The 21,999-nt window shown below is 69.2% G+C and carries 14 protein-coding genes and 2 pseudogenes; 12 read left to right on the forward strand and 4 right to left on the reverse strand.

Features of this window, described 5'->3' with window-relative positions; translation table 11 throughout:
• Positions 1 to 158: 158 nt before the first annotated feature.
• The 12 genes and pseudogenes from RWE79_RS20930 (at position 159) to RWE79_RS20985 (ending at position 15,594) form a co-directional block, all read left to right on the forward strand.
• Positions 159 to 1,723: pseudogene (locus tag RWE79_RS20930) on the forward strand (Na+/H+ antiporter).
• A 146-nt stretch (positions 1,724 to 1,869) separates the two neighbouring features.
• Positions 1,870 to 2,421 (forward strand): universal stress protein, encoded by a 552-nt coding sequence (locus RWE79_RS20935; protein ID WP_475941597.1) that lies wholly within the window; start codon positions 1,870 to 1,872, stop codon positions 2,419 to 2,421.
• A gap of 138 nt (positions 2,422 to 2,559) precedes the next feature.
• Entirely contained in the window at positions 2,560 to 3,066 is a 507-nt protein-coding gene (locus RWE79_RS20940) for an aminotransferase class I/II-fold pyridoxal phosphate-dependent enzyme (RefSeq protein ID WP_475941598.1), read from the forward strand.
• A 241-nt stretch (positions 3,067 to 3,307) separates the two neighbouring features.
• Entirely contained in the window at positions 3,308 to 3,397 is a 90-nt protein-coding gene (gene kdpF / locus RWE79_RS20945) for a K(+)-transporting ATPase subunit F (RefSeq protein ID WP_329311587.1), read from the forward strand.
• Positions 3,397 to 5,061: a potassium-transporting ATPase subunit KdpA gene (kdpA, locus tag RWE79_RS20950; protein WP_475941599.1), complete on the forward strand. Its 1,665-nt coding sequence runs from the start codon at positions 3,397 to 3,399 to the stop codon at positions 5,059 to 5,061. The genes kdpF and kdpA overlap by 1 nt, the downstream gene beginning before the upstream one ends.
• Complete coding sequence (gene kdpB / locus RWE79_RS20955; RefSeq protein ID WP_475941600.1) at positions 5,061 to 7,202, forward strand: potassium-transporting ATPase subunit KdpB; 2,142 nt, start codon at positions 5,061 to 5,063, stop codon at positions 7,200 to 7,202. The genes kdpA and kdpB overlap by 1 nt, the downstream gene beginning before the upstream one ends.
• A gap of 24 nt (positions 7,203 to 7,226) precedes the next feature.
• Entirely contained in the window at positions 7,227 to 7,856 is a 630-nt protein-coding gene (gene kdpC / locus RWE79_RS20960; protein WP_475941601.1) for a potassium-transporting ATPase subunit KdpC, read from the forward strand.
• Positions 7,857 to 8,059: 203 nt separating this feature from the next.
• Positions 8,060 to 10,525 carry an ATP-binding protein gene (locus RWE79_RS20965; protein WP_475945974.1) on the forward strand — a complete coding sequence of 822 codons (2,466 nt, stop codon included), beginning with the start codon at positions 8,060 to 8,062 and terminating at the stop codon, positions 10,523 to 10,525.
• A complete protein-coding gene (locus tag RWE79_RS20970; RefSeq protein WP_475941602.1) occupies positions 10,522 to 11,205 on the forward strand; it encodes a response regulator in 684 nt (227 codons plus the stop codon). The genes RWE79_RS20965 and RWE79_RS20970 overlap by 4 nt, the downstream gene beginning before the upstream one ends.
• Positions 11,206 to 11,361: 156 nt before the next feature.
• Positions 11,362 to 13,179: an APC family permease gene (locus RWE79_RS20975; RefSeq protein ID WP_475941603.1), complete on the forward strand. Its 1,818-nt coding sequence runs from the start codon at positions 11,362 to 11,364 to the stop codon at positions 13,177 to 13,179.
• Positions 13,180 to 13,646: 467 nt separating this feature from the next.
• Positions 13,647 to 14,438 (forward strand): hypothetical protein, encoded by a 792-nt coding sequence (locus RWE79_RS20980; protein WP_475941604.1) that lies wholly within the window; start codon positions 13,647 to 13,649, stop codon positions 14,436 to 14,438.
• Complete coding sequence (locus tag RWE79_RS20985; protein WP_475941605.1) at positions 14,410 to 15,594, forward strand: helix-turn-helix domain-containing protein; 1,185 nt, start codon at positions 14,410 to 14,412, stop codon at positions 15,592 to 15,594. Before RWE79_RS20980 ends, RWE79_RS20985 begins: the two co-directional genes overlap by 29 nt.
• Positions 15,595 to 15,704: 110 nt before the next feature.
• Here RWE79_RS20985 and RWE79_RS20990 read toward each other — a convergent pair.
• The 4 genes and pseudogenes from RWE79_RS20990 to RWE79_RS21005 all read right to left on the reverse strand — a co-directional run bounded on the left by RWE79_RS20990 (position 15,705) and on the right by RWE79_RS21005 (position 21,962).
• Positions 15,705 to 16,633, reverse strand: a pseudogene (locus RWE79_RS20990) (serine hydrolase domain-containing protein).
• 136 nt (positions 16,634 to 16,769) lie between these two features.
• Positions 16,770 to 17,747, reverse strand: a complete 978-nt coding sequence (locus RWE79_RS20995; protein ID WP_475941606.1) for a thiopeptide-type bacteriocin biosynthesis protein — start codon at positions 17,745 to 17,747, stop codon at positions 16,770 to 16,772.
• A gap of 22 nt (positions 17,748 to 17,769) precedes the next feature.
• Complete coding sequence (locus tag RWE79_RS21000) at positions 17,770 to 18,918, reverse strand: lanthionine synthetase C family protein (protein ID WP_475941607.1); 1,149 nt, start codon at positions 18,916 to 18,918, stop codon at positions 17,770 to 17,772.
• Positions 18,915 to 21,962 (reverse strand): lantibiotic dehydratase, encoded by a 3,048-nt coding sequence (locus RWE79_RS21005; RefSeq protein ID WP_475941608.1) that lies wholly within the window; start codon positions 21,960 to 21,962, stop codon positions 18,915 to 18,917. The genes RWE79_RS21000 and RWE79_RS21005 overlap by 4 nt, the downstream gene beginning before the upstream one ends.
• Positions 21,963 to 21,999 lie beyond the last annotated feature (37 nt).

Below are 21,999 nucleotides of genomic sequence, written 5' to 3' on the forward strand. Positions count from 1 at the left end.
GCTGGATCTGCTTCCAGTGTGTGGCAGGGCGAGGGGGGCGCATGGTCGGCCGACGGAATCCCGACGTCAGGGATTCATTAGACTGGCCGGGGAGTGCCGGGAAGTCTGGTCGGCGGCGGGACAAGCATGACCAGTTCTGACGACCCGGGGGACGCGCTGTGAGCGATCTGACCGCAGTACTGCTCCTGGTGGTGTTGGCCACGGCTGTGGCGACAGGGGCCCGTCATTGGCGTATCCCGGCGCCGTCCTTGCTGGTCATAGCCGGTATCGGGGTGGGTCTGCTGCCCTGGGTGATGGATTTTCGGGTGTCGCCGCAGGTGATCAACCTGGTGGTGCTGCCGCCACTGCTCTATGCCTCGGCGGAGGAGATCTCCTGGCGTGTGAGCTGCGGCGGGTGTGGCGGCCGGTCACCGTACTCGCCTTCGGACTGGTGCTGGCCTCGGCCGCTGCCGTCGGTGCGGTGGCGGCGGCGATCACTCCGCTGTCCGGGGCGATGGCCTTCGTCCTGGGAGCGGTGCTGGCCAGCACGGACCCGGTGGCGGTGACCGCGCTGGGGCGGCGGCTCGCGCTGCCGCCGCGGATCCAGATGATGGTGCAGGCCGAGAGCCTGTTCAACGACGCCACGAGCCTGGTGCTGTTCAAGGTGGCGGTGGGTACGGCCGTGGCCGGCGGGGCGTTGTCGGGGGGCACGGCCGCAGCGGAGTTCGTGGTTCTGGGCGGCGGCGGGGCGCTGGTGGGTGCGGCGGTGGCCGGGGCGGTGGCGGTGATCCGGCGGCGTACCGAGGATCCGGTGCTGGAGACGGTGATCGCGCTGGTCACCCCATACGCGGCGTACGTTCTGGCCGAGGACGTGCACGCTTCCGGGGTGACGGCGGTGGTGGTGGCCGGGGTGGTGCTGGGCGGGCAGAGTCACCGGCTGACCAATGCGCCGATTCGCCTGCAGGTGCACGCGGTCTACGACACCGTGGTCTTTCTGCTGGAGAGTGTGGTCTTCGCCCTAATCGGCCTGGAGCTGCCTTCGCTGATCCATGATCTGGGGTCCGAGGGGCGGATGTGGCCGCTGCAGGCGCTGGCGGTGGCCGGGGTGCTGCTGACGGTTCGGATGTTGTGGGTTTTCCCGCTGTCCGCCGCCATGCAGCGTCGGCGCGGCGTGGGCCCGATCTCCTGGCGGGTGCCGGCGGTGTTGTCCTGGGCCGGTACGCGTGGCGTTCTGCCGTTGGCGGCGGCCCTGTCCATCCCGCTCACCGCGCATGACGGCACGCCGCTGCCGCAGCGGGAACTGGTGCTGGTGCTGACCACCGCGGTCGTGGTGTTCACCCTGGTCCTGCAGGGTTTCACGTTGGCGCCCGTGGTCCGTCGCTCCGGCATCGCCCTGGAGCCGGCCAGTACCGTCCGTGAAGAGGCCAATGCCCAGGACCGCATCGCTCGTGCCGGGCTCACGCACCTGGAGCAGCTCGCCGACCTGGAGGCCGCGCCCGAGGTCGTCGTGGACCAGCTGCGCCGCGGCTTGCAGTCCCGCATCGACCATGCCCGGTCCGAGGTGGACGAGGCGGCAGACCCGGCGGACTCCACAGCCACCGCCTATCGCGCGATGCGACGGGCCCTGATCGAGGCGGAGTCCGCCGAGTTGCAACGGCTCTACGACGAGCACTGGATCAGCGACACCACGCGCAGGCGCATCCAGCGCGCCCTGGACCAGGAGGACGTCGGCCTCGGGGACTAGCCCGACCGGTGGCCGGGTCAAGGGGCTGTCAATCCGGCGCTGTCCTCCGTCAGGGGTGCGTCAGGACGGTTTCCCTCGGCTGGCGGCTTCGCTTTGATGGGCGTACGGACATCGAGGCGTACAGCGGAGAGGCAGCGGTAGCAGCCATGGACGAGAGCGGCGCCCGGCGCATCGTGGTGGGGGTGAGCGGTTCGCTGGGCAGCCTTGCCGCGCTGCACCGCGCGGTGGACCAGGCCCGGCAGAGCGGCGCTGAGGTGCTGGCCGTACTGGCCTGGGAGCCTGTGGGCGGCGAGTACGCCTACCGCCGTGCCGCGTTTCCGCCGCTGTTGGCGGAAGGCCGCCGTCTGGCCGCGGAGCGGCTCGTCACCGCACTGGACACGGCTCTCGGCTGGGGCTGGAGCGAGTGCCGGCTGGACGCCCGGATCATCCGCGGAGCGCCGGGCCGGGTGCTGGTGGAGACGGCCGACCGGGACGACGACCTGCTCGTGGTCGGCGCCGGCCGACGAGGCCTGCTGCGCCGAGCGCTGCGCCGTTCCACCAGCCGCTACTGCCTGGCATACGCGACATGCCCGGTGCTGGCAGTGCCGCCGTCCTCGTTGCAACGTGACCTGGCTGCACTGCACCGCCGCAACACCTGGCGGCTGCCGTTCCAGCTCCGGGGGCTTCGTGAGGACGCCCCCGGCCCGCAGCGCGGGTGAGGGTCCGCCCGACCGTTGAAGTTGTGGATGACGTCCCGGACCCGGTATCGCTGGTGAACGTCACCTCGGCGATCTTCGCCACAGGCATCTTCTGCGCCGACAGCAGTAAGATCGACGACGAACTCACCGCCCGCATCCGTGGCCTGCGGGCGACGCAACGGTGCCTGCGCCGGCTTCCTGGACGAGGTGGATTTCGTCGTCGGGGCCTTCTCGAAGTCCTTCGCCACCACCGGCGGCTTCCTGGCCACCCGCTCGGCGTCGGTGCACGAGTTCGTGCGGATGTTCGGCGGTCCGCAGACCTTCTCCAGCGCCCTGACCCCCGTCCAGACCGCCGTCGCGCACACCGCGCTGGGCATCATTCGCTCCCCGGAGGGGGCCGTACGCCGCAAGGCCGTGGCAGCGGTCGCCCAGCGGCTGCGCGACGGGCTGGAAGCGCGCGGCCACCCCACCATGGGCGACGTGCTCTGCCCGGTGGTGCCGGTGTTCATCGGCACCACCGCCACCGGCCTTGCATCCGCAAGGCAACGGAGGACCAGACAGCCGCCGACGGCCGCTGAACCGATCCCGTGGTGCCGGTCCGCAGCGGCGGGCCGGCACCGCCGGATGGTGCCTCGCGCATCAAGGAAGCATCAATGTCCGTCTTGATGGCGTCAGGGGCGCGCTAACGAGGGTCGTCACGGGAACCCAGGGGCGCTTTCCTTCAGAGGTCGGTCCTCGCCGACACCGCTCAGATCCGCTCGGGATGTCCCCACGTCCGAGACGATTGGGTGGTTATGTCCCTTTAATTACTCCGGGGTGTCTCGTACATGCCAGATCTAGCCTTCATCGTCCTGACCGTTGCGGTCTTCGCCGTCATCGGCCTGGTGGCCAAGGGAGTCGAGCGGCTGTGAGCGTCGAAAACGTCGTCGGACTCGTCGTCGCCGTAGCCCTGGTCGGCTACCTGGTGCTGGCGCTGATCTTCCCGGAGAAGTTCTAGTGAACGACACTCTTGCGGGCTGGCTGCAGGTCCTCGCGTTGATCGCCGCGCTGGCCCTGTCCTTCCGGCCGCTGGGCGACTACATCGCCCACATCCTCACCGCCCCCAAGCACCTCCGCGCCGAGACCATCGTCTACAAGCTCGGCGGCGTCGACGGCGACGCGGACCAGAAGTGGTCGGCGTATCTGCGCAGCGTCCTCGCCTTCTCCGCCGTGTCCGTGCTGTTCCTGTACGGGTTCCTGCGGCTGCAGAACCACCTGCTGCTGTCGATCGGCATGTCGGCGATCACGCCCGGCCAGTCGTTCAACACGGCAGCGTCGTTCGTGACCAACACCAACTGGCAGTCGTACTCGGGTGAGTCGGCGATGGGCCACCTGGTGCAGATGGCCGGACTGGCGGTGCAGAACTTCGTCTCCGCCGCCGTCGGCATCGCGGTCGTGGCCGCCCTGATCCGGGGCTTCACGCGTAAGCAGACCGACCGGGTCGGCAACTTCTGGGTGGACCTGACCCGGGTCGTGCTGCGGCTGCTGCTGCCGCTGTCGTTCCTGGTCGCGATCGTCTTCGTGGCGAGCGGGATGATCCAGAACTTCCACGGCATCGAGTCGATCTCGACGATCGCCGGGGACCACCAGAGCCTCACCGGCGGCCCGGTCGCCTCGCAGGAGGCGATCAAGGAGCTGGGCACCAACGGCGGCGGCTTCTACAACGCCAACTCCGCCCACCCCTTCGAGAACCCCAACGCATTCACCAACTGGCTGGAGATCTACCTCCTCCTGGTGATCGGATTCTCGCTCCCGCGCACCTTCGGCAAGATGGTCGGCGACAACCGCCAGGGCTACGCGATCGTCGCCGTCATGGCGATCATCTGGGCCTCGTCGGTGGCCATCGTCACCGCGAACGAACTGCACAGCGTCAGCAGCCAAGCCGGTCATCTGGCCGGCGGCATGATGGAGGGCAAGGAACAGCGCTTCGGGATCTGGGCCTCGGCCCTGTTCGCCGTATCGACGACGCTGACCTCGACCGGCGCGGTGAACTCCTTCCACGACTCGTTCTCGCCCGGCGGCGGCGGAATGACGATCTTCAACATGATGCTGGGAGAGATCGCACCCGGCGGCACCGGCTCGGGCTTGTACGGGATTCTGATCCTGGCGATCATCGCGGTCTTCGTGGCCGGTCTGATGGTCGGCCGGACGCCGGAGTACCTGGGCAAGAAGCTCGGCGCGCGGGAGATGAAGTTCGCCTCCCTGTACATCCTGACCACCCCGACCGTGGTGCTGGTCGGTGCCGGTCTGGCGATGGCGCTGCCGGGTGAGCGGGCGTCGATGCTCAACAGCGGGGCGCACGGTTTCTCCGAGGTGCTGTACGCCTTCACCTCGGCCGGCAACAACAACGGCTCGGCCTTCGCGGGCATCGGCGTCAACACCGACTGGTACAACACCGCGCTGGGCCTGGCCATGCTCTTCGGCCGCTTCCTGCCGATGGTGTTCGTGCTGGCTCTGGCCGGGTCGCTGGCCTCCCAGCAGCCGGTGCCGGTGACATCGGGCACGCTGCCCACCCACCGTCCCTTGTTCGTCGGCTTGCTGACCGGCGTGATCCTCATCGTCGTCGGCCTCACCTACTTCCCCGCCCTCGCGCTGGGGCCGCTCGCGGAAGGCCTGTCCTGATGTCCCTGACCACCGTCGAACCCCCCGCCACGTCGGGGAGCGATCCCTCCGCACCGGAATCGCACCGGGTCTCGGGCGGCATGCTCGACCCCAAACAGCTGATCACCTCTCTTCCTGACGCGGTGAAGAAGCTCGACCCCCGGGTCATGCTGAAGAACCCGGTCATGTTCGTGGTCTGGATCGGTGCGGTCCTGACCACCCTGTCGGCGATCAAGGACCCGTCGGTCTTCTCCTGGGTGATCACCGTCTGGCTCTGGCTGACCGCCGTCTTCGCCAACCTGTCCGAGGCGGTCGCCGAGGGCCGTGGCAAGGCCCAGGCCGAGACCCTGCGGCGGGCGAAGACCGAATCGGTCGCCCGGCGGCTGACCGACTGGAAGCCGGGGGCGACCGAGCTGCGCGAGGAGGACGTGCCCGGCGCCCAGCTCCTGCTCGGCGATCACGTGGTTGTCGAGGCCGGGCAGATCATCCCTGGCGACGGTGACGTCGTCGAGGGCGTGGCGTCGGTCGACGAGTCGGCGATCACGGGCGAGTCGGCCCCGGTCATCCGGGAGTCCGGTGGAGACCGGAGTGCCGTGACCGGCGGTACTAAGGTGCTGTCGGACCGGATCGTCGTGAAGATCACGTCCAAGCCGGGCGAGACCTTCATCGACCGCATGATCGCCCTGGTCGAGGGCGCCTCCCGGCAGAAGACGCCCAACGAGATCGCGCTCAACATCCTGCTCGCCTCGCTCACGATCGTCTTCCTGCTGGCCGTCGTCACCCTCCAGCCCTTCGCGATCTTCGCGGGTGCCGAGCAGACCATCGTCATCCTGGTCTCGCTCGTCGTCGCGCTGATCCCGACGACCATCGGTGCGCTGCTGTCGGCGATCGGCATCGCCGGCATGGACCGCCTGGTCCAGCGCAACGTCCTGGCCATGTCCGGCCGGGCGGTGGAAGCGGCCGGTGACGTCAACACCCTGCTGCTCGACAAGACCGGCACCATCACCCTCGGAAACCGTCAGGCGGCGGAGTTCCTGCCGGTCGGCGGGGTCGACGTCAATGACCTCGCGGATGCCGCCCAGCTGTCCTCGCTGGCCGACGAGACCCCTGAGGGCCGCTCCATCGTGGTCCTGGCCAAGGAGACGTACGGCCTCCGGGCCCGGGAAGAGGGCGAGCTGGGCCATGCCGAGTTCGTGCCCTTCACCGCCCAGACCCGGATGAGCGGCGTGGACCTCGACGGGTCGTCCGACGACGGCCGGTCGCTGCGCAAGGGCGCGGCGACGGCGGTGATGAAGTGGGTGCGCGACAACGGTGGGCACCCCACCGACGACGTCGGCCCGCTGGTCGACGGCATCTCCGCCAGCGGCGGCACCCCCCTGGTCGTCGGGGAGCTGGTACGGAGCGGTGGCGTATCCACCGCCCGGGTGCTGGGTGTCATCCACCTCAAGGACGTCGTCAAGCAGGGCATGCGTGAGCGGTTCGACGAACTGCGCCGCATGGGCATCAAGACCATCATGATCACGGGTGACAACCCGCTGACCGCCAAGGCGATCGCCGAAGAGGCCGGCGTGGACGACTTCCTCGCGGAGGCCACTCCCGAGGACAAGATGGCGCTGATCAAGAAGGAGCAGGCGGGCGGCAAGCTCGTCGCCATGACCGGCGACGGCACCAACGACGCCCCGGCGCTGGCGCAGGCGGATGTCGGCGTGGCCATGAACACCGGTACCTCGGCCGCCAAGGAGGCCGGGAACATGGTGGACCTGGACTCCAACCCGACGAAGCTGATCGAGATCGTGGAGATCGGCAAGCAGCTGCTGATCACACGGGGTGCGTTGACGACCTTCTCGATCGCCAACGACGTCGCGAAGTACTTCGCGATCATCCCCGCGATGTTCGCCACCGCCTACCCGGGCCTGGACAAGCTCAACATCATGGGCCTGCACAGCCCGACCTCGGCGATCTCCTCGGCGATCATCTTCAACGCGCTGATCATCGTCGCCCTGATCCCGCTCGCCCTGCGCGGCGTCCGCTACCGGCCCATGAGCGCCGACAAGCTGCTCAGCCGCAACATTCTGGTCTACGGCCTGGGCGGACTGGTCCTGCCGTTCGTCGGCATCAAGGCGATCGACCTGATCATCCAGTTCATCCCCGGCCTGAGCTGACCGAGAAGACAGAAGGCAATCATCATGTCCAGCCCCCTTTCCACGGTGGTCCGAAACCACCTGGCGGCCCTGCGGATGCTGCTGGTCTTCACCGTGATCACCGGCATTGCCTACCCGCTGCTGGTCACAGGCGTCGCCCAGGCCGCGTTCTCCGACCAGGCCAACGGCTCACTGGTGACCAAAAACGGCAAGACCGTCGGCTCCAGCCTGCTCGGCCAGAACTTCAACCTCCCCAAGAAGAACCCGAACGACGCCGACGAGGTGGCCAAACCCGATCCCAAGTGGTTCCAGCCCCGGCCCTCGGCTGGCGGCTATGACCCAACGGTCTCGGGCGCGTCCAACCTAGGTCCCAACAACACCGACCTGATCAAGACCATCAAGGAACGCAAGGCCGCCGTGGCCGCATTCGACGGAGTCAGCGTCAACGACGTCCCCGCCGACGCCGTCACCGCCTCCGGCTCGGGCCTCGACCCGGCGATCTCGAAGGCGTACGCGGACGAACAGATCGCCCGCGTCGCCAAGACCCGTGGCCTGGACCAGGCCACCGTCAAGAAGCTCGTCGCCGACAACACCCACAGCCGCGTGCTCGGCTTCCTCGGCGAGGAGTACGTGAACGTGGTCGAGCTCAACCTGGCCCTGGCCAACCTCAAGTAACGACGACACATGACCCGCCCCCATCACGCTGCCCGCTCGCCCAGGAACGCCCTGCGCGGGCGGGCAGCGCGGCACTTACGCAAGGAGGGTTCCCGGTGACGCGAACCGTCACAGCGGCGGCAACCGACACCCCGGACGGCGGACGGCCTGGCAACCTCAAGGTCTTCCTCGGGGCGGCGCGCGGGGTCGGCAAGACCTACCGGATGCTGGACGAGGGCCGACGCAGAGCCGCGCGGGGGACCGATGTCGTGGTGGCGTTCGCCGAGTGCCACAAGCGCCGGAACACCGAGGCGATGCTCGACGGCCTGGAGACGGTTCCCCGGGCCGAACGCGAGTACCGGGGCACCGTCTTCACCGAGATGGACCTCGACGCGGTCCTCGCCCGCGCCCCACAGGTGGCCCTCGTCGACGAGCTGCCGCACACCAACATCCCCGGCGGCCGCAATGCCAAGCGCTGGCAGGACATCGACGAGCTGCTCAGGGCCGGCATCGATGTCGTCACCACCGTCAATATCCAGCACCTGGAATCGCTCAACGACGTCGTCCAGAAGATCACCGGCGTCCCGCAACGCGAGACCGTCCCCGACGACATCGTCCGCCGAGCCCACCAGATCGAGCTGGTCGACATGCCCGCCGAGGCCCTGCGTCGCCGCATGGCGCACGGCAACGTCTACGCCCCCGAAAAGGTCGACGCCGCCCTCTCCCACTACTTCCGGGTCGGCAACCTCACCGCGCTGCGCGAACTGGCCCTGCTGTGGGTCGCCGGCCGGGTGGACGAGGCCCTCCAGCGCTACCGCTCGGAGCACAGCATCGCCGGGGTGTGGGAGACCCGGGAGCGGGTCGTGGTGGCCCTGACCGGCGGCCCGGAGGGCAAGACCCTGATCCGGCGGGCGGCCAGGATCGCCGACCGCTCCGCCGGCGGCGACCTGCTCGCCGTCCATGTCGCCCGCAGCGACGGCCTCGCCGACGCGTCGCCCGGCGCCCTGGCCAGACAACGCGCACTCATCGAGAGCCTCGGCGGCACCTATCACTCGGTCGTGGGCGACCACATCCCTACCGCCCTGCTGGACTTCGCCCGCGCCGAGAGCGCCACCCAGCTGGTCATGGGCACCAGCCGCCGCGGACAGGTGATGCGCTTCCTCACCGGACCGGGCGTCGGCGAGATCACCACCGAGCTCTCCGGCGACATCGATGTCCACCGGGTCACCCACGAACGCTCCGGCCGCGGCCGCCTCCTCCCCGCGTCCGCCAACCCCCTGCCACGGTCCCGCCGAGTCGCCGGACCGGTCGCCGGATTCGTCCTCCCCGTCCTGCTGACGACCGTGCTCGCCAACACCCGGGGCCATCTCAACCTCACCAGCGAGGCCCTGCTCTTCCTGCTCACCGTGGTCGGCGTCGCCTGCATCGGCGGCGTGCTCTCCGCCCTGCTGGCCGCGGTCACCGCTTCCTGCCTGCTCATCTACTTCTTCATCCCGCCCATCGACCAGTTCGCCATCGGCGATCCCAACAACGTCCTCGCCCTCGCGGTCTTCGCCGTGGTCGCGGCCACGGTCGCCGCCGTGGTGGACCGGTCCCTGAGGTTGTCCCGGCGGGCGGCGAAAGCCACCACCGAAGCCGAGACGCTCTCCTCCCTGGCCGGCAGCATCCTGCGCGGCGACCAGGCGGTACCGGCGCTGCTGGAGCGTACGAGAGAAGCCTTCGGCATGGAATCCGCCGACCTGGTGGCCCAGGACACCGTGGTCCAGGACACCGGGGACGAGCCTGCCGCCGCTCTCGCCACCGTGACCATCCCCTTGGGACAGGAGAGCCTGCTCGTCCTGCGGGGCCGCACCCTGGCGGCGTCCGAGCGCCGCGTCCTCACCGCCTTCGCCGCCCATGTCGCCGCCGCCCTGGAACGCGCCCGCCTCGCCGAGGCCGCCGCCGAGGTCGAGCCCGTCAAGGCCGCCGACCGGATGCGCACGGCGCTGCTCGCCGCTGTCGGCCACGACCTGCGTACTCCACTGGCCGGGGCCTGGGCCGCCGTCACCAGCCTGCGCAGCCGTGACGTCGATTTTTCCGACGAGGACCGCGACGAACTCCTGGCCACCGCCGAGGAGTCGCTGTCCAAGCTCAACCGCCTGGTCGACAACCTGCTCGACATGAGCCGCCTCCAGGCCGGCGCCCTCACCCTGCACCTGGAGCCCACCGGTCTCGACGACGTACTCCCACTAGCCCTGGACACCCTCCCCGAGACCCCGGTTCGCGTCCTCACGCGGGGGCTCGAGGAGAGCGGCGACGTCGTCGCGGACCCTCCGCTGCTGGAACGGGTCGTCGCGAACCTGGTGGCCAACGCCGTACGGCACACTCCGGACGGCAAGAACGTGCTGATCAGTGCCAGCGCCCACGCCGACCGCATCGAGCTCCGCGTCGTTGACCAGGGCCCCGGCCTGCCGCCGGAGGACCGGGACCGGGTCTTCGAGCCTTTCCAGCGCATGGGCGACACCGACAACACCACCGGCCTGGGCCTCGGTCTCGCCCTCTCCCGCGGCCTCACCGAAGCCATGGGCGGCACCCTCACCCCCGAGGACACCCCCGGCGGCGGCCTGACCATGGTCGTCTCCCTCCCCGCCGCCCCGACCGCCGAGATCACGGAAACCATCGAGACCGCCGAGGAGGGGGCACGGGCATGAGCCGCATCTTGATCATTGACGACGAACCGCAGATGGCGCGGGCACTGAACATCAACCTCAAGGCCCGTCACTACGACGTCGCCACCGCCCCCGATGGCGCCACCGCACTGCAACTGGCCTCCCGCAACCCGCCCGACGCCGTCGTCCTCGACCTCGGTCTGCCCGACATGCCCGGCATCGACGTCATCCACGGCCTGCGGGTCTGGACCCCCCTGCCGATCATCGTGGTCTCCGGCCGAACCGACCTCGCCGCCAAGGTCACGGCCCTCGACGCCGGAGCCGACGACTACCTCACCAAGCCCTTCCTGATGGAGGAATTCCTCGCCCGGCTCAGGGCCGTGCTGCGCCGCCCCCCTGCCCTCGACGAACCGGCAACGGTGAACATCGCGCGCTGGCGGGTCGACCTCACCGCCTACACCGCCGTCCCCCGGTCGGGAAAGGGCCAGGCCCTGCACCTCACCCCCACCGAATGGCGCCTCATCACCCCGCTGCTGCGCAACCCCCGCCGCCTGGTGACCGGCCGCCAGCTCCTACAGGCCGTATGGGGCCCCGGGCACGAGCACAGCACCAACTACCTGCGCGTCTACATCGCCACGCTGCGCCGCAAGTTCGAACCGGACCCTCCAAACCCCCGCCATCTGATCACCGAACCCGGCATCGGCTACCGCTTCGAACCGTGAGCCGTGAGCCGTGAACCGTGAGCCCGGTCTTAACGACATCCTGATCCCGGGCCCGGAACCCCTGTCGAGTCCTTGACACTGCGCGACGGCTGGGCTGGGACAGACTGACCGGACAGCCCACGCACCCCCTGTTCCCCCTGTACCGCGAGGTTCTCCATGACGTTCGGCCTGGCCCGCCGCGAAGTGCGGCCGAAAGTTCCACTACGTCCCGGTGAGGGCGACAAACACCACCTGACCAGCATCGAGGGGCTCGCTGCGCTGTCGCTGGACGCGCTCAGCTCGGTCGCGTATGGCCCCGAATCGATCGTCCTCGTCCTGGTGGCCGCCGGCACCGGCGCGCTCACCGCGACACTGCCGATCACCCTGGTCATCACCGCCCTGCTCGTGGTGCTGGTCATCTCCTACGGCCAGGTGATCGCCGTACACCCGGACGGCGGCGGAGCCTACGCGGTGGCCAAGAAGGACCTCGGGCCACGCAGCAGCCTGCTGGCCGCGGCCAGCCTGGTCGTCGACTACGTCCTCACGGTCGCCGTCAGCCTGGCCGCCGGCGCGGCAGCCCTCGCCTCGGCCTTCCCCGCCCTCGGGTCGCACCTGCTCGCCGTCTGTCTGGCCGGACTCGCCCTGCTCACCGCGGTGAACCTGCGTGGCATCACCGAGAGCGCCCGGGCGCTCATGCTCCCGACCGTGCTGTTCATCGTGAGCATCCTCGGCATCATCGTCATCGGGCTGCTGCGCTCCCACCCCGCGGCCGTCGTCGGCACCGCCCAACCCGTGCACGGCACGGAGGCGCTGGGCATCCTGCTGATCCTCAAGGCGTTCTCGGCCGGCTGCTCCGCCCTGACCGGCGTCGAGGCCATCGCCAACGGCGTACCGACCTTCCGCGAACCGCGCGTCAAGCGCGCCCAGCGCACCGAGCTGATGCTGGGCGCACTGCTCGGCCTGATGCTGGTCGGCCTCGCGGTCCTGATCCGCCGCGACCACGTAGCCCCGCGCGGCGGCGTCACCGTCCTGGCCCAGCTCACCGCCGGATCGTACGGAACCGGCTGGGCCTTCTACGCCACCAACATCGTTGTCACCCTCGTCCTGCTCTTCGCCGCCAACACCAGCTTCGGCGGCCTCCCCGTCCTGATGAGTCTGCTGGCCCGCGACCACCGCCTGCCCCACCTGTTCGGGCTCCGCGCGGAACGCCCGGTGTACCGCTACGGCGTGGTCGCCCTGGCCCTGCTGTCCGCCGTGCTGCTCATCGCCGTCGAGGCCGACACCCAGAAGCTGATCCCGCTGTTCGCCATCGGCGTCTTCATCGGCTTCAGCATCAGCCAGATCGGACTCGTACGGCACTGGGCGACCCAGCGCCCGCCCGGCTGGCTGCGCCGCGCGACCGTCAACGGCATCGGCGCCCTGCTGACCACCCTGGCCGGACTGGTCCTGCTCACCACCAAATTCCTCGAAGGCGCCTGGGTGGTCGTCGTCGCGGTGCCGCTGCTGATGCTGCTCTTCGCCCGCGTCCAGCGCTACTACACCGCCGTCGGCGCCGAACTCGGCCTCGGCCGGATCCCGCCCCCGCCACAACGCGGCACCGCCAGCCTGGTCATCGTCCCCATCGGCGAGGTCAGCAAGCTCGCCCAGCACGCCCTCACCGCCGCCCTCGCCCTCGGCGACGAGGTCGTCGCCGTCGCCGTACACGCCGACCCCGACAAGGCCCAGGCCCTGCGGGAGACCTGGGACCGCTGGAACCCCGGCGTGCGTCTGGACATCATCGACAGCCCGCACCGCTCCCTGGTGGAGCCCGTCGTCGAATACGTCCAGCAGGCGGCGGCCGGCGGCCGGCAGATCGCCGTCCTCATCCCCGAGGTCGAGCCCAAGCACCGCCGCTACGAGATCCTCCAGAACCAGCGCGGCATCCTCCTGGCCACCGTCCTGCGCGCCCGCACCGACGTCGCCGTCTGCATGCTGCCGTACCGGCTCAAGCTCTGAGTCTGGCACTTCGGCGGCCGTCCGCTGCTGCCGAAGGCCGTCCGTCAGACCACATGGTCCTGTACCGGCACGGCTGGTCGGGGAAAACCTGGACGACCTACAGGCGCATACCCGCCGTCACAGCAGACGCGAACGGTTCAGTCCCGGCGGATCGTATCCTCCCGTCTCGGCGACCGGCTCGACTCGTGGGCCGCCATGTTCTGTCGCGCGTGTCTGCCGACGTAGCCACGGGTGCCTCGGCGGTGTGCTGGTCCTGGATGACTGCGGCCGATCTACCTGCCCCGCTCGCCGACGAGCAGTGCGCCGTGCCGGTGTCTTCGGGGTGACGCTGGCCTGCCAGGGCTACTCATCCGCCTCATTCGGCCATGGTTTTCATCGAACTGAACCACGAGTGCAAGTTTTTGTAGATCAACTAAAGCTTGGGTGTATGATCTGAGTCCAGGTGTAGGAGTGGATGGGAGTGGTGCGTGGACAGCTCTATGCCGGCCTGGGGCCGCAGACGCTTCGGAGACGACGCCGCAGCGATTCAAGGGGCGGTGTGGGAGGCGCTGAAGGACACCGAGGAGGCGACTCTGGACGTGCAGGCGGTGGCTCGCTCGAACAAGCGGTTCGCAGCTGGCGGCGCTCGCATGACGAACCAGTTCGAGCGACTCGTGGAACGCATCGTCGACCTGGGCATCGAAGGCACCGAAGTCGTCAAGACCGGCACTTGGTACGATCTGGCTCTTGTCCATAACACCCTCCTGTATCCCGTGCGCGCCGAAGTGGACGGTGATGAACCCGACGATCAGTGGCCGCTGAAGCAGGTCTCTCACCTGGTCCAGGAGCTGTTCGCAGCTACGGACTCCTCGTCCCGTCGGTGGGTCGAGGACACCCTGTCCGGTCTGGAAATGCCAGAGCTGGAGCTGCGCCCGTCCTTGGCGGAACTGGCCAGCCGGGATCCGCATCCGCGTCTGGTGCTGATCGTCTTCGAGATGGACTCGTCAGGCCTCAAGCGCGTCTGGTGGGGCCAGGCAGATCTGCTGGACGGCACGGGGACTCTGCGCTGGGTGACCGAGCGTTCGCTGCTTACCGGCCCGCTCGGCACCCCCCTGTTCCTGGCGGGTTCCGGTATCGAGGATGATCGCTTCGACTCCGGTGCTCTGCCGGAGGTTCCGATGGCTGGTCGCAGTGACGCGGAACGCAAGCAGGACGTACCGCCGAAGACCGAGAAGGCCGACGAGATCGAGGATGACGCTGCTGAGAGTGATGAAAGCTGACCATCCAACGCTCCCCGGGCTTGGCCTGGACGAGACTTCACCGAAAGCCGTCTGGGATGGGTTCTACGCGCCCCGGCTCACACAAGCCCGCCATCTGGCGGGGATGACGAAGAAAGAGGTGGCGCAGAAGATCGGAGTCTCGCCAGCGGCCATAGGACAGTACGAGACGGGCAGCAACAAGCCACGGCCCGAACTGATCCCTCGTCTGGCGGACGTACTGAACGTGCCCGCACAGTTCTTCCTGGCAGGGCGGCCCATGGGCGAGCTGGACACCGCCATGGCCCACTTCCGAGCGTTGCGCTCCACGAGCGGGGCGCAGCGCAATAAGGCCCTCGGTTTCACTGGCCAGGTCTGGGAGCTGACCTACGCGCTCGAAAAGCGCGTGCAGCTCCCTCTCGTGGATCTGCCGGGGTTCGCTGGTGGGGAAGTCCACCCAGGCGTCGACCTGCCGGCGGAACCGGCGGCAGCCGCACGTGAACTGCGCCGGTACTGGGGGCTGGGCAAGGGCCCCGCTCGTCACCTGGTCAGACAGATGGAGGCGCATGGCATCGTTGTCGTCTCCCCACCCGAAGCTGACGAGGGCACGGTCAAGATCGATGCCTTCGCCGCCTCCGGCCTGCCTCGACCGCTCGTTGTTCTGACTCCCAACCGTGCTGACGATGTGTACCGGCACCGCTTCAGCGCCGCCCACGAACTGGGACACCTGGTCCTGCATACCGAGTCGACCGGCGACAGCCAGCAGGAAAGAGAGGCTGATGCGTTCGCGGCCGAGTTCCTCACCCCTCGTGCGAGCATCCTGCCGCTGCTTCCCCGGCGAATGAACCTTGCCCAACTCGCTGATCTTTCGCGGACTTGGGGTGTATCGGTGAAGTCGCTGATCTACCGCTGCCGCGAACTCGGCCTCATCTCAGATGCCACGGCCAGCCGGGCGTACAAGCGGTTGCACGCTCTCGCGGAACAACCAGGCTTCCGCCCCGAGCCGGTTACCGGATTCCCCGGCGAGCAGCCGGTGATGCTCCGGCAAGCCTTCGAACTTGCCGAAAGGGAGCAGGGGCTAACCATCCGAGAACTTGCGCACCAGTTGGCATGGAAGCCAGTCCGGGCACGAGAACTGCTTGGTATGCCGGATAACCGACCAGTTCTCCGACTCGTCTGAGCTGGTTGCAGAGGAGGGCGGGTCTCGGCGCAGAGCTGAGGCTCGCCCTCAGTTCTGCGATAGATCTCCAGGTCTGGTCCTAACAGCGACATCTCCCGGCACCGGACTGGCTATCCGATGGCCAGTTGGCAGAAGCCGTTGCGGACAGCGGTGAGCGGGCCGCGGTCGCGACTGTAGTAGAGCTTGTTGGTCAGGAGGACGGCCCAGCGGTTCTGCTTGGGGGAGATCCACAGGGCAGTGCCCGTGAAGCCGTAGTGGACGTAGATGCCGTCGCCCGGGTCGGTGCTTGCGGCGGGGTGCCAGAAGAGGCCGCGGGCGGGGGCGAGGTCGCCAGTGTGGATCTGGAGGGATTCTTCGACCCAGGCAGGGCCAAAGCCGGATGGGGTTGGCCTGGTGGTGGGGCCCAGAAGGTAGCGGGCGAAGCGGATGAAGTCGCGGAGAGTAGAGAAGGTGCCGGCGATGCCGCAGACGCCGCCGAGGAGGCGTGCGGAGAAGTCGTGGGCGGTGCCTTTGAGGTGCTGGCCCGTGCCGTCGTCGTACTCGGTGGGGGCGCAGCGGGTGGCCTGGTCGGCGGGGAGGGGGGCGAAGCGCGTTTCGGTCATGCCGAGGGGTTGCCAGATGCGGGTGGTGGCGAGCTGGTTGAGGGACAGGCCAGTGAGGTGTTCGGCGAGGTAGCCGAGGATGAGGGCGGCGCGGTCGGTGTATTCGACGGCTTGGCCGGGTGGACGGTGACCTCGCCCAGGGGGTACGCGGCGAGGTTGGGGATGAGGGTGGCGAGCTTGTCAGCGAGGGTCAGAGTGCCGTCTTCCCAGAGGGTGCCGATGACGGACCAGACGGCGAGGATCTTGGTGAGGCTGGCGATGTCGAAGACTGTGTTGAGCTGCATCGGCTGGGTCGGGTCGGCCGGGTCCAGGAGCCCGCAGGTTCCGCTGTGGTGGGTGCCGTCGGCGTCTCCGAGGGCCCAGACGGCTCCGGGGTAGATCTTCTGGTCGACGCCTTCGAGCAGTAGCTGCTCGATGCGGTCGGAGGTGGCACTCATGGTCTCCCTGTTCGCCGTCGTCTCCCGTCCGTCAGGGTAGCGACCGCGCTGTGTCGCGGCGGGGCAAGGCACAGCCGGAGGGGACAACTATCTGGCCGCCGAGGACGGTCCGCGCTGTGGGCCCACGTCTGCATGGCTACTCTCCGAGGATTGTCTCCCGCGCTGCTCGTGCCCAGATGGCTTGCTGGCGTGTGGTGAAGCCCATGCGATTCCAGTGGAAGATGACATGTCGGGCCAGGATGCTGCGTGTTCCTATGCCAAGTCGCCCTTCGCGTCCTGCTTGGCCGAGGGCCTGGCCACCCTGCTTCATCGTGTCAGTCCATGCGGCAAGGGGCGCCAGAGGCGTGCTGGCCGCGAGGGAGGCGGCCGCGGTGTCGATCGTCAGGAGCGTGCGGAGCGAGCCGGTCATGGCGGTCACGCGTTCTGTCGGAACGTCTTCCGGTAGGGGCCTTGCTGCTGCGACGCGTGCCCACACGTCGCCTTGTTCGCTCCATTCCTGGCCGGCGGCGCGTAGGAAGAGGCTGATGACGAGGAGCGAGGTCGCTTTGGGATCGAGGAGTCCGCTGCGGTTTGTGCCCGTGCGCTGCAAGTAATCGAGCGCGCCGACGCTGTCCGCGTGGAACAGCTCGTGGGCGATGCCCATGCCGTCCGGGCCGCCGAACGCCGTCGTCTCGGGCTCGTACGGTGATGGCAACCAGGTCTTGACGACGCCCCGTGAGATCGCGCCGTCGAGGGCCTCGGCCATCGGCTTTGGCATGCCTTCGGCCATCGTTCGCGGACCGGGAGTGAGGCGGAGGCGCCAGCAGGGGTACTTACGGACGAACCACCAGGACTCGACGCTCCCGCTGTCCTCTGCCTGTCGCAGGGGCTGCAGGAGGTAGGTGAGGAAGACGCGTTCGGCGTTCGGGTAGTCGGCGAATTCGATGTTTGCCTGCTGCCAGCCGGAGGGGTCGGGCCGTGCGTGGAGTGTGGCGCGTCCCGCGTCGCGGTACAGCTCGACGGCTTCCGCAAGGCGTACGGGAGAGGTGTGCACCCGGCGAGCGGCCTCCGTGATCGGCGTGCCGGTGAGGACGGCCAGGATGGCCTGCTCGGTGGCGCTGCTGTCCAGGTCCATCAGGTCTCTTCTCCGGGCGTGGTCAGACGAGGAGCAGGCAGGCGTCCCAGTCGTTGGCAGGCGCCGTGCCCGCTTCGGCGTCCTGGAAGGCGAGGACCGCTCCGGCCGTGCCTTCGAGGAATCCGGTCTCTGTCGGGGGCCCTGCGGTGAGGAAGCGTTCGCGGAGTTGCGTGAGGTGGTTGGTGAAGGTGTCGGGTTTGTCGGCGTCTTCGGCGATGCGTTGGACGACGCGGAGCAGGCCGCCGACGCCGTGGCACAGGCCGCGGTCGGTGAGCTGGTCGAGTTGGAGGGGGTCGGCCAGGCAGTACAGGAGTGCCCGTTCGGCCATGCGCTTACGGTGGGCGTCTCCGAGGGCCAGTGCAGCGAGCTGCTGGGCACGGGCGAGGCCGGGGGTGCCATAGCACCAGGACGGCGCCTCCGGGTGCGTGGGGATCGAGGTGGTCTTGGTGACCCAGGGCGGCCAGCGGGTTCCGCGGTGGTCGCTGTGGCGTATCCGGTCCAGCCAGCGGCAGATCCGTAGCATCGCCTCCTGGTGGCCGGGCACGGTGATGCCGCGCAGTTTGGCGAGCGCGAGCAGGGCCAGGGGACCGGTGATGCCGTGGGCCAGGCCGGCGTTGGCGTGGCCGCCGGGGGTGGGTGCGTCGAGGTTCACCGGGCTGTGCCGCACCCACCATCCTGGGAGCGTCTGTCCGTTGGGCTGGGGCAGCGGCTCGGTCAACCGCACCAGGTAGTTCAGGACCCTTTTCAGCTCTGCGCTTTCCGGGGTGCGGCGTAGGAGGAGTGCGCCGAGGCCGGTCAGGCCGCGCAGCAGGTCGTACTCGGCGAAGGTGGTCGGCTCGCCGCTTTCGATGCGGGCGTGGGCGGCGTCCAGACGGCGGCGGGTGTGTGCGGCCACGATGCGGTCGAGGGCGTGCAGGGCGCCTGCGTACCGGCCGGTGTCGGCGGCGGCCAGGTGCAGGACGTACGCCATCGCGGGTGCGCCGAGGAACAGGCTCGCCTCGCCTGTATCGATCAAGGGGCCGATGGCGGCGAGTTGGCGGTGGACCGCCTGCCACGATCCGGTGCATCGGTGGGCGCGTTCGATGTGGAGCAGGGCGGTCCCGAGGGGACCGTGGGCCAGGGACTGCCGCATGGCGGCATCCGTATCGAGGAGCGGCGGGGCGGCCGTCACCGCGGTGCTCCTTCGGCGCGTGCGGTCCAGGACAGGGCGGCGGCACGGGCCAGGCGGCGGCAGATGGCTTCGCCGTCGGGGTCGATGCCGGCGGCCCGGTTGTGGTGCATGTGCAGCAAGGACGGCAGGACCGTGGCTGGGTCTGCGCCGTGGTCGGTGAGTGCGGTCCGGTAGGTGTGCAGGGTGTCGCGGCGGTGGGCCCAGGCGGCGGCGACCTGCTCGCCTCCGGGCAGGGAGCGCAGGGCGGAGAGGCCGCTGTCCAGGGAGGACAGACGTACGGCCTGCGCTTGGACGTCGCGTGGCGGTGCCGTGCCCTCGGCCTTGAGTAGGTGCTCGACCAGCCAGCGGCGTCCGGTTGCTGGGCTGCCGGTGAAGGCGGCGGCGATGTCCACGTAACTGGCCGCGATCACGGCCGGACACAAGTGGGTCGGAGGGCCGAGTGTCATCTGGGCGGTGGCGGCGGTGGAGTCGGCGGCGAAGTACTGTTCCGCGGCTTCCAGCAGGTGGCCGGTACCGTAGCGGCCGGTCTCGGGCTCGTCGGTGTCCCACTGGATGTGGCTGACCAGTCCGGCGTTGCGGAGTCCCGCCGCCCACGCCCCGACTTGCTGCGCGGTGCCGCCGAAGGCGTGCGGCCCTGGCAGCCGGAGACGTAGGCGGAGATGGGTTTCGGTGTCGCGGTACCGCGTGAACCACCACTGGGGTGTGCTGCCTTCCCATTCCTGGAACAGGGCGGGCAGACGCGCGGTCAGGATTTCGGGGACGCGCTGGGGGTGGCAGTAGACCTTGAGGTACGCCCACGGGGATGTGCCGGGCAGGCGCCGGTGGTCGCGGCGTATGACCGCCGATGGCCAGTTGCCGTGGGCCACTGGCGGCAAGGTGGAGACGAACGGCATGGTGATTTCGTGCGTGCGTCCCAGCCAGCCATACGCGTCTTCCTCGGGCGCGTGGTGCAGGGTTACCGTGCCGGTGCGCTTCAGCTCCATGCGGAGCAGTTGCAGATGGGTGGGGTTGTCGAGGCCGAGCCGGAGGCGCTGGTCGTCGGAGCCGATGAAGACGGCGGAGGATACGCCGTAGCGGCAGCGCCAGTTGGTGAAGTCCCGCAGCCAGCCAGGCCCGTCCTCGTGGCCGATGTCGCGCGGCCGGAGTCGCCAGCAGGCGGGCGAGAGGATCGTGCGGCCGACGCGGACTTCGGGCAGGAACGGCAGCCGGGCGGCGGCGCCCCAGACGAAGGGGGCCAGCACGGCGGTGTGCGAGCGGTGCACCTCGGTGACAAAGCGGACCAGGGGGTTGGTGGCGTTGGTGAGTTCGACGGCGTTCATCACCGACGGCTCGATCAGCTTGCCCGTGGACAGTGAGGCCAGGTAGAGGCGCTGGGAGTCCGCGGTCACGGCGAGGTCGTCCAGGTCGAGGGTGGCGGCAGGGTGGTGCTCGCCCAGCGCGAGCAGGTGCGGCACGACGGCGGGGGCACGGCTGACGTTCTGGGTGCGCAGGCGGAGCGGCGGGGCGGAGACCTGCGCGCGCTCCGCGTTGTCGGTGAGGGTGGGCAGGGCGGCGTATGCGGCCGTCATGCGGTCGCGGTCGGGCTGCTCCAGCATCTCCAGGAACCGGCCGGTCGTGGTGCCGGCTGACTGGGAAAGGCCCGCGATGCTCAGTGCGAATTGGCTTTGTTGCAGGGCGTCCAGGGAGGTGGCGAACACGGTGAAGCACAGTTCGACGTGGGCGGGGCCCCGGGTGACGTCACCGGCATTGAGGTCGGCAAGGTCCTCTTCCGTCAGGACGATCTCTCGGACGTGGTTCGCGGCAGCGTCCTGGGCGAGGGCGAGGAGGTGTTCGTCCCGGCGACTGGTGGCCTGGACGGGACGTTTGAGGACGGAGCCGCGGTAGCCGGCCGGGAAGCCAAGACCGATGTCGGAATCGGTGAGATCGCCGAGCGGCACCAGGGCGCCCATGCTGTAGCGCTCCAGGAAGCGGGCGCGGTAGTCCTGCCAGGCCGGAGGCCCGGCCGGGTACGGCGTGATCCGGGCCATGACCTCCAGAGCCCGTTCTGCTTCCTCGGCGACGGCGGCGGGCAGGACGACATCGCAGTCGGGCCGCAGATTCACCACCAGAGTGCGCCCGGCCACGCCGGTCATGGCCGTCATCCGCCGGGTGGCCTCCGCGCGGAAGGTCCGCTGCTCAGCGACGGGGGCAGAGCCGTGCCGGAGAAGAAGCTGCTGGATCTGCCGGAGCTGCGCGAGGGTAGCTGCCACTGAGGGGACGGTCTGGGCGTCGGCGGCGTCGAGCTGGGCCACGACGTGCCCCAGAGCATCGTCGGTGGTCATGGGCGCACGCAGGCTGGTGATCAGGATCCGGTGTGCGACGAGGCCGTGCACCATGGCCTCGATCACGGCGGCAGGGGCGTCGGGGTAGTCGATGCGCAGTTTGGACACGATGTCCTCGACCGTGATCGCGGAGCGAGCGATCTCAAGGACCGTCTCGACTGCGCGGGTGCGCCGCAGGGTGACCTCGGCAGGACCGTCCTTGCCCGGCTGATGCGGTACGACGACTGTGCCGCCTCGGACGAAGCAGGTGGAGTCGGCGATCACGGGCAGGCGCCGCAGCAGATCGGGATTCTGCTCCAGGGTGGTGACGATCCCGGCGAGCCACTCGGCGTCCGCTCGGGTGAAAGCCCGATGCCTGGTGCCCCAGTGGGCTTGGGCCTGGGGTCCGAGGCGTACGGGCGCGGGGCCGGCGAACAGGCCGAACGGCGTGGCGCGGTGCTGCATCCGCAGCAGGTAGCGCACCAGGGAGATGACGGTGTGCCGGACTGTCCGGGGTCGCTGTGCATGTCCGTCCAGCACGCCCTGCACGGCCTCGACCAGCAGGGGGCTGGCGATCTCGATCGCCGCCGCTGTGGCGTCGTCTGCCCAGACCTTGCCGATCCACGCTTGCCAGCGTTCCACGTCGTCAGAGGTGTTGCCGTCCAGGTCCGGACAGGGAGGCAGTTGGGCCGTCAGCGGCCGTGCGGCGGCTCTGATCAGAGCCGCGTCAACGGCGTGGTACATCGCAGTGCCTCCTTCGTCGCCTCGGTTTCGGTGGGGT

Source organism: Streptomyces sp. RLA131, from assembly GCF_056270125.1.

Excerpts from the sequence above, each read along its gene's own strand:
- RWE79_RS20935 (WP_475941597.1), top strand. The coding sequence starts at position 1,870 with ATGGACGAGAGCGGCGCCCGGCGCATCGTGGTGGGGGTGAGCGGTTCG.
- RWE79_RS20965 (WP_475945974.1), top strand. The coding sequence starts at position 8,060 with ATGCTGGACGAGGGCCGACGCAGAGCCGCGCGGGGGACCGATGTCGTG.
- RWE79_RS21005 (WP_475941608.1), bottom strand. The coding sequence starts at position 21,962 with ATGTACCACGCCGTTGACGCGGCTCTGATCAGAGCCGCCGCACGGCCG.
- RWE79_RS20975 (WP_475941603.1), top strand. The coding sequence starts at position 11,362 with ATGACGTTCGGCCTGGCCCGCCGCGAAGTGCGGCCGAAAGTTCCACTA.
- kdpC (WP_475941601.1), top strand. The coding sequence starts at position 7,227 with ATGTCCAGCCCCCTTTCCACGGTGGTCCGAAACCACCTGGCGGCCCTG.
- RWE79_RS20985 (WP_475941605.1), top strand. The coding sequence starts at position 14,410 with ATGACGCTGCTGAGAGTGATGAAAGCTGACCATCCAACGCTCCCCGGG.
- RWE79_RS20970 (WP_475941602.1), top strand. The coding sequence starts at position 10,522 with ATGAGCCGCATCTTGATCATTGACGACGAACCGCAGATGGCGCGGGCA.
- RWE79_RS20995 (WP_475941606.1), bottom strand. The coding sequence starts at position 17,747 with ATGGACCTGGACAGCAGCGCCACCGAGCAGGCCATCCTGGCCGTCCTC.
- kdpB (WP_475941600.1), top strand. The coding sequence starts at position 5,061 with ATGTCCCTGACCACCGTCGAACCCCCCGCCACGTCGGGGAGCGATCCC.